10 protein-coding genes and 1 pseudogene are annotated in these 11,191 nt (G+C 49.6%); 9 read left to right on the top strand and 2 right to left on the bottom strand.

Going from position 1 to position 11,191, the window contains the following annotated elements; all coding sequences use genetic code 11:
- Positions 1 to 2,091: EAL domain-containing protein (locus ACI4WN_RS02550; RefSeq protein ID WP_439776843.1), on the bottom strand; the 2,091-nt coding region annotated here is incomplete at its 3' end.
- A gap of 378 nt (positions 2,092 to 2,469) precedes the next feature.
- Here ACI4WN_RS02550 and ACI4WN_RS02545 point away from each other — a divergent pair.
- The 8 genes from ACI4WN_RS02545 (at position 2,470) to ACI4WN_RS02510 (ending at position 9,592) form a co-directional block, all read left to right on the top strand.
- Positions 2,470 to 3,117 carry a histidine phosphatase family protein gene (locus ACI4WN_RS02545; RefSeq protein ID WP_439776842.1) on the top strand — a complete coding sequence of 216 codons (648 nt, stop codon included), beginning with the start codon at positions 2,470 to 2,472 and terminating at the stop codon, positions 3,115 to 3,117.
- Positions 3,118 to 3,243: 126 nt separating this feature from the next.
- The gene (locus ACI4WN_RS02540) at positions 3,244 to 4,065 is read left to right on the top strand and encodes a hypothetical protein (RefSeq protein ID WP_439776841.1); all 822 of its coding nucleotides are present in this window, start codon (positions 3,244 to 3,246) and stop codon (positions 4,063 to 4,065) included.
- Between the two features lie 584 nt (positions 4,066 to 4,649).
- Positions 4,650 to 5,363 carry a YjjG family noncanonical pyrimidine nucleotidase gene (locus ACI4WN_RS02535; RefSeq protein WP_056945367.1) on the top strand — a complete coding sequence of 238 codons (714 nt, stop codon included), beginning with the start codon at positions 4,650 to 4,652 and terminating at the stop codon, positions 5,361 to 5,363.
- 56 nt (positions 5,364 to 5,419) lie between these two features.
- Positions 5,420 to 6,058 carry an HAD family hydrolase gene (locus tag ACI4WN_RS02530; RefSeq protein ID WP_439776840.1) on the top strand — a complete coding sequence of 213 codons (639 nt, stop codon included), beginning with the start codon at positions 5,420 to 5,422 and terminating at the stop codon, positions 6,056 to 6,058.
- 14 nt (positions 6,059 to 6,072) lie between these two features.
- Positions 6,073 to 6,900 (top strand): exodeoxyribonuclease III, encoded by an 828-nt coding sequence (locus tag ACI4WN_RS02525; protein ID WP_439776839.1) that lies wholly within the window; start codon positions 6,073 to 6,075, stop codon positions 6,898 to 6,900.
- Between the two features lie 66 nt (positions 6,901 to 6,966).
- Entirely contained in the window at positions 6,967 to 7,512 is a 546-nt protein-coding gene (locus ACI4WN_RS02520; RefSeq protein WP_439776838.1) for a hypothetical protein, read from the top strand.
- A gap of 182 nt (positions 7,513 to 7,694) precedes the next feature.
- Complete coding sequence (locus ACI4WN_RS02515) at positions 7,695 to 8,618, top strand: L-lactate dehydrogenase (protein WP_439776837.1); 924 nt, start codon at positions 7,695 to 7,697, stop codon at positions 8,616 to 8,618.
- A gap of 113 nt (positions 8,619 to 8,731) precedes the next feature.
- Positions 8,732 to 9,592, top strand: coding sequence for an aldo/keto reductase (locus ACI4WN_RS02510; RefSeq protein WP_439776836.1), 861 nt, complete (start codon positions 8,732 to 8,734; stop codon positions 9,590 to 9,592).
- A gap of 268 nt (positions 9,593 to 9,860) precedes the next feature.
- Here the strand turns inward: ACI4WN_RS02510 and ACI4WN_RS02505 are convergent.
- Positions 9,861 to 10,488 (bottom strand): annotated as a pseudogene (locus ACI4WN_RS02505) (endonuclease III domain-containing protein).
- A gap of 405 nt (positions 10,489 to 10,893) precedes the next feature.
- Here ACI4WN_RS02505 and ACI4WN_RS02500 point away from each other — a divergent pair.
- On the top strand, positions 10,894 to 11,191 hold a 298-nt coding region (locus ACI4WN_RS02500), incomplete at its 3' end, for a hypothetical protein (protein ID WP_439776835.1).

Genomic DNA, 11,191 nt, shown 5'->3' with positions numbered 1-11,191 from the left:
TGTCTTGTCTTGTCTTGTCTTGTCTTGTCTTGTCTTGTCTTGTCTTGTCTTGTCTAGATAATTGTTGAAGTTCTTCATCGAGACTACAAACATGTCTCGCGTTTGGTAGCTGGCCAGGTACTTGACCTCCAGGTAGATCTGGTCGTCCAGGTGGCTGCCGATCCGCTGGTTGGCTGCCTTGCTGTCGGTCATCAGCCGGAGCAAAAGTTTTCTGCTATATTCGTCCTTGTTTATGAATCTTTCCCAATCCGCCATGGAAAGACTGAATTTTTCCAGGGAATTATGGTGAGCCTGGTTGATGAAGCAGTACTTAATCTTTCCGTCTCGCCGCTCGATCAAGGCCAGAGGCACGTTCAGCAATTTTATTCCCTGGGAAATAGGTTCGATCATTGGGTCTGACAAGAGGTTGGTCATGCCAACCTTGTCATAGTAGTTGTTCATGTCAACCGGCTCGTAGACCCATTCATTGGTCTTTTGGATGATGTCCGTCAGTGGCAATGGCCGAGAGAACAAGAAGCCCTGCAAGTGCTCGCAGCCGATTTCTCTTAAAAAGTCGGCCTGATCCTGGTTTTCCACCCCTTCACAGAGGGTGTGGATGCCCAGCCTCTTAGCCATGTCGACAATCTCTCTCAGGATGATCTTGCTCTTGTTGTTCTTGGTAAAGTTGCGCAAGAAGATCATGTCAATCTTTAGGAGGTCAAAGTTGAAGTCCTTCAGGTTGTTTAAGCTAGAATAGCCGCTGCCAAAGTCGTCCATCCAGATCTGGTAGCCAGCCGCATGGAACTTAGTGATGGCCCGGTGCAGCTGCTGAGGCGCGGATGTTAAGGTAGATTCCAGGATTTCGATGTTTAAAAAGTGAGCTGGAATCTTGTGTTTTTGCCGGATATTGTCAACTTCTTGGAAGATGTCAGCCACTTGGAAGTCGATTGGCGATAGGTTGACCGAAACCGGTACGACTGGCAAACCATTTTGATATATATAGCTTAGCCGCTCGCAGACCTGGTTGATAATGGCCAAATCCAGCTGGGTGACCAAGTGGGTGTCTTCCAAGATCCCAACGAAACTAGCTGGACTAAGCAGCCCCCGCTCTGGGTCAATCCACCGAGCCAGGGCTTCAAAACCGGCAACTTCTCCCGTTAACGTCCGCAGCTCAGCCTGGTAGTAAGGCTGAATCCAGCGCTTGTCCAAGGCCTCTTGGAAGTGGGTCAGAACGTAGTCGTGGTTGACGTAGCGATCTATCACGTCGTCATCAAAGACGTGATAGATCTGGGTTAAGTCACTGCCGGTGTACTGGAGGGCTCGTCTAGCCTTGTCGATGGCCGACTTGATGCTTTCCTCAGAGTTGCTATAGTAGTAAACCCCGGCCTTGATGCCGGCAATTTTATAGTTCCTGATCGCAAAATCTTCAAGCCGCTTGATCTTGTCAATATAGTCATGCTTGACCGACAGGACGATGAAATGATCGTCCCCGTAGCGGACGACAAGATCTTCGGCAAAGGTGGTCAAGAGCTCTTGGCTAAATTTGTACAAAAAGGCGTCCCCAGCTTGGTAGCCAAAGCGCTCATTGTAGCTGTGCATGCCGACAATATTGAACATTAAGACCAGCGGCGAATCCCCCTGCTGCAATTTGCTAGTCAGGTAGTCCTGGCCAAAACGCATTAGATAGTCGCCGTTAAATAGGTTAGTCAGGGTGTCCTGGAAGTGGTCGGCCAAAGGCAAAAGTGGTGTCTGAGCGGTCTTCTTCTGGTTGACTCGGTCTTCCCCAAAGTCCAAAAAGTCCACGTATAAGAGCTGGTAGCCGTCAAGGTCTTGCTCAGCTGCGTGCAGCAAGACCGTATGGTAGGTGTCGCCCAATTTGACCCGGCTGGAGAGTAGCTGCTGCTTGGCTCCAATCAGGTTTTGGGCTAGGTAGTTGGAAGAGGCTAGGTGGTCTAACAGCCTTGGCCGGGGCAGTTGGTAGAATTGGCACAGGCCATCAGAAACCAGCAAGGGCAGCAGCCGCTTTTCTGTAATTTGAAAAATGGCTAGGCCAAAGTTTAGTCGTTCGAAGCATTTCCTTTCTGTATTGGAAAATTTGTATAATTCAGTCATCTGAAAGATCCTCGCTTAATAGTAGGGTCAGCAGCATTTCGCCGAGACTGGAAACAGTTAAATTATAGGCTTGAAATTATATTTATTGCTCAGATTTATCTTAGCACTCTCCCTTTGTATTTGTTAAGCCTTTTCATTAAATAGCTTTGCCAATAAGATTAGTAGTAAAAAATACCAATAAACTGGGTATTTTGACCAAAAAGCTAGTGAGAAAATTCGATTGCTTTTCATTGCTGGCAAGCAATTTTGCCGATAAGACTGAAGCGTTTGCTAACGGCAAGATTTGATCTTAGCAATGTTTGAAACCGCCTTTAACGAACAGATTCGCTAAAATGTGCTAAAGTAGTGGAAGAGAAAAAGCTGATTAGAGAGGTAATTATGACTAAGATCTACGTTGTTCGGCACGGCCGGACCTATTTGAACAAATACCGCCGCCTGCAAGGCTGGTCAGATGCTCCCTTGATTCCTGAAGGGGTAGAAGGCGCGCACGTGATGGGGAAGGCCCTGGCTGATTACGACTTTGACCTGGCTGCCTCCAGCGACCTTAAGCGGGCCAGCGACACCCGGCAGATTATTGTTTCAGAAAACAAGCATGCTGACCAGATCAAGAGCCTGCAGCTGCCGGAGCTGCGGGAAATCTTTTTTGGCTACTTTGAAGCCTACCATGATACGGCTGGCATGAAGGAAGCCTTCAAGACCGACAAGTACCCTCGCTTGATCGATGCCTTAAACGATGGCTACAGCTGGAGAAGGGCCGCTGACACCTTCCACGCGGCTGACCCCGAAGGGGATGCCGAAACTGGCGAGGCTTTTGAAAGCCGCTTAAAGGCTGGCGTGGAAAAGTTAGCTGCAACGGGTGCCGAAAACATTCTCTTGGTTGGTCATGCCTGCATGATCCACTGCATCGCTTCTATGTTTGGGCCAGACAAGGTGGGCAAGGAGCTGCCAAAGCACAACCAGCTGATGATCTTGGACGTGACTGACGGGAAAGTCACCGTTGAAGAATTCGGCCGGGAAATGTATTAAGCACCAAAGCAACCTACTAGCATAACATTTTTTGCACAGGATTGTCAGCCCTTACATTAAAAGGCCGATGGGTTATAATTGTGGTAGAGAGAGCGAATTAATCTATCATTATGGTAGGTGAGAAAAATGATTAGTAAAGAAAACAAGCTGTTGATCAGGCGGTACCTGTACTCCATGATCAACATGTACGGGATTATTCCCTTAAGACATGCATATCACATTTTCAGCCATCAAAACCCCTTGTTGAACATTGAAGAGGACGACTTCTGGGAGTTTACCATGCTGGACCAAAGTGGCCAGGACTACAATGTGGCTGGAGAAGGCGAACTGGCCCAAGTGGACCTAGACGAAGACGACGATGAGGAATTTTACCTCTACGGGGACTGGGTCTTGATGGACCTGCCGGTTGACTTTAAGCGGATTAAGGCCCTGCAGAAAAATCGCCTGTACTACGTTCCGGTCAAGGACGAATTTTTGCGCCGGGAAAATGAGTGGTACTACGAGAGAACCACGGCTACGGAAGAATACCGGCAATACTTGAAAGACAGCAATCCGGGTCTGAGCGATGACCGCCTGGAAGAGGCCTTCTTTGAAGCCCTGACCCAGCTGCACGCGGTCAGCTACGGCAAGACGGTGGAAGAGACGATCAACTCCATTCCTAAGGCCTTGAAGAAGATGGGCTTTAACGTCAAGGATGACGATGAAGGAGCCCTGCGCCACCTTCTGCGGCGGATGCTGGATGGGACCCGGCAAGAAGCCTTGCGCGGGCGGATGTACAAGTATCATAACCTGCCAAGCAGCTTGGAGCTGCTGGAGCGAGAAGGGTTGACGGACGAGAATGTGGAAAGAATCCACACCGGGGAACTGGACGCAGCTGAAGTCGCAGATGAGATCGCGGCCAAGGCGCCAGACTTGGCTGCCCAGCTGATGACCTTGTATCAACAATAGAATTTTGGAAAAAGAGGCACGCTGTTGCGGGCCTCTTTTTGCGTGGTGCACAAAAGCTTACTCAACTGTGGGGGTGGTGTGCACAATAGTTTACTCAACCGCGGATGCGATGCGCACAATAGTTTACTCAACTACGGAAAAGTCTGCTCACAAGTTTACTCAACCAGCAGGGAGTAGACGTTAGTTGAGTAAACTTTGGGCTGCCCTTTCGGCTGGTTGAGTAAGTTTTGGTCCGGCCAATCCATTACTTGAGTAAGTTTATGAGCAGCTTTTTGCCAAAAACGATATAGTTGAGTAAATTACGGGCCAGTCAACCCGTTAGTTGAGCAGCTTTAGGCCGCCCCGAAATTATGTGCAGCCTGCCGTTTTTTGGCCAAAAAGCACTTATCCCCAAATTCTAGTGGGCACCGCCAAACAACACCACAAGATATACACAAGAATTAATATAGTTATCCACAAGATGTAGATATCCCTTGGGGGAGTAAGCCCATAGATGTGGAAAAGCAGATTTTTGCGCTAAGAAAAAAACTTGGCTATAATAGGAAATTAACTGACTATGAACAAGCAAGACAGAAAGGGACTACATGAAATACAAGCAAATCATCGTTGATGTTGACGACACCCTCTTAGACACCCCAGACACGGTTCAGCAAGCCCTCAACTACCTCTTTAAGGCCCATGGCTGGGACTTGACCGACGACTTTAAAAAAGAGTTCCACTCCTACAACCAGGGCCTGTGGCGGCAGCTGGAAAAGGGCGAATTGACCTATGACCAGCTGCGGGCCGTCTTGTTCCCGAGCTTGATCAAAAAATATTACGGCGAAGACATTGACGGTCTGGCCGTGGCTGACGAATTCCACGGCTACTTCCACGATGGGCACAAGCTCTTACCTGGTGCCAAGGACACTCTGATCTATGCCAAAAAGCTGGGCTACAGCCTGGCTGTTTTGAGCAATGGCGAACAGTTTGGCCAAGAGCGGCGGCTGAAGCTTGCCGGCATCCACGACTACTTTGACCTGATCGTGACTAGCGAACTTGCTGGCTGCCAAAAGCCAGACCCGGAAATTTTTGACTTCTTCTTCTCCCAAAGCGACTACAGTCCAAGCGAAACGGTCTTCTTTGGCGACGGCCTGTCCTCAGACATCCTGGGTGCAGCCGGCTACGGCTTTGACAGCGTCTGGTACAACCACCGCCACCGCAAGAACACCCTCCACGTCCACCCCCTCTTTGAAGTGGACAACTATGCCCAATTCCAGCGCATCTTGCAAAAAGACTTCGCACCTGATTCTCTGGTCTAGTTTGTTTTATACTAAAAGTAATCAAACTAACTCTAATAGAATTGCAGGAAAGCAAGATGCAGAATTACTTTTTTGACTTTGACGGGACCATTTGCGAATCTCGCGACATTTACGTCGCCGCTGTACAAAAGGCCTTTGAGGCCCGGGACGTCCGGGTACCAAGCCAAGACGAAGTCTATAACGCCATGGGGATTCCGATTGACGTCTCCATCGCCAAGTGGGCGCGTCTAGGCCACCGGGCCGACCTCGCTGAGACCCTTTTTCACGAGTCCATGGCCGAATATAACCAAATCGAAGACCAAATGGTCAAGCTTTTTCCCGGGGTTGAAAAGACCCTGAACCAGCTAAAATTGGCGGGCAAGACCCTCTTTGTCTGCTCCAGCAAGACTCACCCCGAGCTGGCCCACAATTTGGACAAGCTGGGCCTGGCCAGCCTCTTTACCGACTTTGTGGGGGCGGACGAAGTGGTCAACCACAAGCCAGCCGCTGATGAAATTCAGCTGCTGGCCGACCGCTACCAGCTGGACCTTGGCGACTCCATCATGCTGGGGGATGCCAAGTACGACATCCGCATGGGCAAAAATGCCGGTTGCGCCACCTGCGCCTGCACCTGGGGGGCCTTTGACCTGGCTTCTCTAGCTAAGGAAGAGCCGGATTACACGGCTGGCTACCCAACGGAAATCCTTGATTTTTAAAGAAAGCAGAAAAAATGAGACTTATTTCATGGAACATTGATTCACTGAACGCCGCCTTGACGGGGACTTCGCCAAGAGCGGAAATGACCCGGGGCATTTTGACCAAGCTGCACGACCTGGACCCTGACATCCTGGCCATCCAGGAAACCAAATTGCCAGCTTCTGGCCCTTCTAAAAAGCATCAGAAGATTTTGGCCGAACTTTTTCCAGAATATACCTACGTGTGGCGCTCCAGCGTCGAACCGGCCAGAAAGGGCTATGCCGGCACCATGTACCTGTATAAAAAGGACCTGGAGCCAACAGTGACCTACCCCGAAATTGGGGCACCGGAGCCAATGGACGCAGAAGGACGGATGATCACCCTGGAATTCCCAGATTTTTACGTGACGGAAGTCTACACGCCTAATTCTGGCACCGGCTTAAAGCGGCTGGACGAGCGGCAAGAGTGGGACCAGTGCTACCGGACCTATCTGGAAAAGTTGGATGCCCAAAAGCCAGTCTTGGCCAGCGGCGACTTTAACGCTGCCTACCAAGAAATCGACCTGAAGCACCCAGAAAACAATCACCACTCAGCCGGCTTTACCGACGAAGAGCGGGCTGGCTTTGGCCAGTTGCTCGGCAGCGGCTTTGTCGACACCTTCCGGCTGCTGCACGGCCAAGTTGAAGGGGTCTACTCCTGGTGGGCCCAGCGGGTGCGGTCAGCCAAGGCCAACAACTCCGGCTGGAGAATCGACTACTGGCTGGTGTCTGAGCGGATCGCTGATAAGGTGACCAAGTCGGAAATGATCGAAACTGGGGAAAGAGCCGATCACTGCCCGATTTTACTAGAAATTTCTCTATAATTCGTTTACAATAAATATAAGAAAGAAAAAAGAACAATTTTAGTGTAATATGAGGCGAAAACGAAGATGGGAAAATTTGAAAAAGGACTTATTGCCTTAGTCCTGCTTTTGTTCGGGGGCATCGGCTTGATGTTGTTCCCTACGGGCAAGAGCGATGAAAATAGCTCCGAAGTTTTAGACACCAGCGAGTACCAAAAGGTGGTGGAATCCGCCAAGCCAAAGGACCGCAAGTTGCGGGTAGAATTGACGGCTAAGGCGACCACTGCCGACAAGCAGTTTAAGATTAGGGGCAACGTGATCAAGTCTGGGGCCACCACCCAGCTCAAGCAGCTGCTGAAAAAGCAAACCAACAAGGATGTCAGCTTTAAGCTAGGCGCTAAGAAGGGAATTTTTGTCAGCACCAAGAAGTTTACCCTGAAGACTGATGACAACTTGCAGACTGTCGCATCTGCCGGCGAAATTGGCTACGACCCAACTAGCAAGAAGTTGTTGATCTTTGGCAAGAACGTCAACTATGAAAGTGGCTTTATCAGCATGGGCCACTTGCGAGGAATCGACCAGTCTCAAGCTTGCACGACGCCAAACCTGTTGGAATTGTCTTTTGACGACTGATTTTAATTAAAAATAATATTTAAAGCCCTGATTGTCAGGGCTTTTTTGCTTGGAAAAGTTTATTTTTTGAAGAATTAGAAAGGCGCTTTATAATTTATCTTTAAGGAACTTGCAATTTTGACCAAAAAGATTTATTGTGAGTACATAAAGATTAAACGGAAATTAAAAAGGAGGATCCCTTTATGAGAAAAGTAGCAGTTATCGGTTTAGGTCACGTTGGTGCCACGGCAGCCTTTATTTTAGTTACCCACGGCTACGCAGACGAATTGCTCTTGCTGGACAAGAACGAAAAGAAGTGTGCAGCTGAATGGGGCGACTTGCGGGACACCTTGCCAAGGAACGACCACTACGTTAAGGTTAACTGGAGTACTTGGGACGACTGGTCCGGCTTGAAGGACGTAGACGTCATCATCACCGCCTTCGGCGACGTTTCAGCTTCCATCAAGACTGGCGACCGTTTTGCCGAATTCCCAATCAACTCTGCCAACGCCAAGGAAGTTGGGCCAAAGATCAAGGAAAGCGGCTTTAACGGGATCATCATCAACATCTCCAACCCATGTGACGTGGTAACGTCCATCTTGCAAAGAGAAACCGGCTTGCCAAGAAACCAAGTCTTCGGTACTGGTACTTTTTTGGACACGGCCAGAATGCAAAGAGTCGTTGGCGAAAAATTGGGTCAAGATCCACGCAACGTTTCCGGCTTCAACTTGGGCGAACACGGCTCAAGCCAATTCACTGCTTGGTCAACGGTTAACGTCAACAACAAGAGTGCTTTTGACCTCTTCACCGAAGAAGAAAGAGCTGAAATGGACCAAGCAAGTAAGGATAATGCCTTCAAGGTCGGCTTTGGCAAGGGCTACACCTGCTATGCCGTTGCCACCTGCGGCGTCCGCTTAGCTAACGCTGTCTTCTCTGACGCCAAGATGTACGGCCCAACCAGCTGCTTCGTTGAATCAGTTGGCACTTACATCGGCCACCCTTCAATCGTTGGCAAGAACGGGGTTGAAGCCGTGCCAGAACTGGACTTGCTGCCAGATGAAAGAGAAAAGCTGGAAGCTTCTGCTAAGAAGTTGAAAGACAGCTTGGCTACTATTTACCCAGACTAAGGATTCCCTTTTGGCATAAGTTACATAAAGATTGGAATAGGCCTTTTGGTAAAGGCCTATTCTTTTTGTGCTAAAATTATAGTTACGAAAAGTAAGCGAATAGGAGGTAAAAAATGACAGAATTTCACAGCTTGACTGATACCTATGAATTGGCCAATGGCGTCAAGATCCCGGTGATCGGCTTTGGGACTTGGCAAACTCCAGACGGCGCGGTGGCGGAAGCCTCCGTCTTGGCCGCGCTAGAAGCCGGCTACCGGCACATCGATACGGCTGCAGCCTACGGCAACGAAGAAAGCGTGGGCCGGGCACTGAAAAAGAGCGGGTTGGCCCGGCAAGACGTCTTTGTGACCAGCAAGCTTTTTAACAATGACCATGACTACAAGCGCGCCAAGGCGGCAATTGATGCTAGCCTGCTGAAGCTGGACACGGACTACCTGGACCTCTACCTGATCCACTGGCCAAACCCAATCGGCGTGCGCGACCACTGGGCTGAAGCCAACGCGGAAGCTTGGCGGGCCATGGAAGAAGCCGTTCGGGCCGGCAAGATCCGGGCGATCGGCGTTTCCAACTTCCGCCGCCACCACCTGGATGCCTTGCTGGAAACGGCCGAGATCAAGCCGGTCGTTAACCAGATTTGCCTGAACCCAAGCGATTTGCAAGAAGAAGTGACTGCAGCTAACGACGAGTACGGCCTCTTGAGCGAAGCCTACAGTCCCTTGGGGACGGGCGGCTTGCTGGGCAACCAGACGATCAAGGAAGTGGGCGCTAAGTACGGCAAGTCTGCTGCCCAGGTCTTGATCCGCTGGTCCCTGCAGCATGGCTTCTTGCCGTTGCCGAAGTCAGTGCACCCTGACTACATTAAGGCCAATGCTGATGTCTTTGACTTTGAGCTGTCGGACAGCGATATGGCGGCTTTGGATGGCTTGAAGGGGATTGGCCAGCCAGTTTTGGACCCAGACCAAGCTGATTTTTAGGTAAAAAAGGATCTGCCAAATGGCAGATCCTTTATTTTGTTGGTTGCCGTTGGTGAGGTCTCCTTTGTCTATCAACTGGTGTTGGTGAGGTCTCCTTTGTCTATCATCTAGTGGTTTGGAAACTTTTTCCAAAAAGTAGATGATATACTGGGGAGACCTGGTCAAAAGTAGATGATACACCGGGGAGGCCTGGTCAAAAGTAGATGATACACTGGGGAGACCTAGACAAAAGTAGATAATATACCGGTGAGACTTGCAGCCTCACCACCTACAGCTTCAACTGGTCCCCACCCAGGAAACTGTCGTAAAAAGCGGTCTGGGGATGCAGCCACTTTTTCCCGTATTCATCAATCAGGCCATGGAACTCCTGGGCGTCAGCTACGGTAAAGCCCGTCATGTCAACCTTTCGCGCCAGGTCGTCATACTTAGTCAAGCCGCCGACCCCCAGCATGCCAAACAGGGTGCGGGCGTACTTATCACTAACGAAGGCCACCTGGTCAAAAACGTAGATCAGCAAAACGTCCGCCGTTTCCGGCCCCACGCCGCGCAGAGACAGCAGTTTTTTCCGCAAGCCAGCGCACGATCTGATCATAGTCATCGGCAAATTCGTCCAGCCAGGCAAAGAAGTTTGCTACAGCTAAGCTCTTGTTTTTAAAAAAGCCCGCCGGCCGCACGTACTCCTGCATGGTCTCTAGCGGCAGGGCCCGGATCTGGTCCGGGTCAAAAGCCGTGTGCTTCCGAAAGTTGGCCACCGCCCGCTCGGCGTTAGCCTGGGTGGTGTTTTGGATCATGAAGGCTCCGATAATAATTTCGGCCTTAGACTCAGCTGGCCACCAACCGGTTGGCCCCATCTCTCGCAGCATCTTTTGATATAGCTCGTACAAGGTTAGTTCCATTAAAAAAGCTCCTCAATCTTTAGCATCTTGTTTATTATAGTCAAAAAACGCCGCCCTGGCTGGGGCGGCGTCTTGAGAGTAGTACTTCTTCGCGATTTTGAGATATGTATAGCAATTGTCCAAAGCTTACCAGGCTTATCAGAAATCTCTGAAATCTTCGCGCAAGAAGAAATAATAGTGTTGTGATGATTTAGGTAAATTTAGATTATGCTATTAAAGCATGATTCCGATATTAGATCGGGGTCATGCTTTTTTGGGCATCGTCTTGAGTTGTGCGCCACTCTTGGGATGAAGCGATTGCAACACATGGATTGTTCATTTGCAAAAAAGTAATTTGACAAACAGGACTGTCGGATCAAAAATAAGGGTGTCTAATTATCAAATAATGCGTGAAAGGAAAGAATCATGGGTAATAAACTGAAAGCCATCAGCAAGGTTTCTGTTGCCTTGGCTCTTTTGGGGGCTGCTGTACCTGCAGTAGAAGCCGCGCCAACTGCCATGGCCGCGAAGAAGGTAACCAAGAAGGCTAAGAAATCTACAAAGAAAGTTGTCAAGAAGAATACTAAAAAGGCGAAAAAAGCCAAAAAGACTACTAAGAAGAAGGCTACTAAGAAGGTAGCCAAGAAAACTGCTGCCAAGAAGCCAGCAAAGAAGGCAGTCAAGAAGCCTGTATCCAAAAAGTCGGTGAAGAAGGCAGTCAAGA

The organism is Lactobacillus sp. (genome assembly GCF_051893255.1).
Lineage (GTDB): Bacteria > Bacillota > Bacilli > Lactobacillales > Lactobacillaceae > Lactobacillus.
The sequence above is the reverse complement of the archived record's forward strand: the minus strand, read 5'-3'. Positions and strand labels throughout refer to the sequence as shown.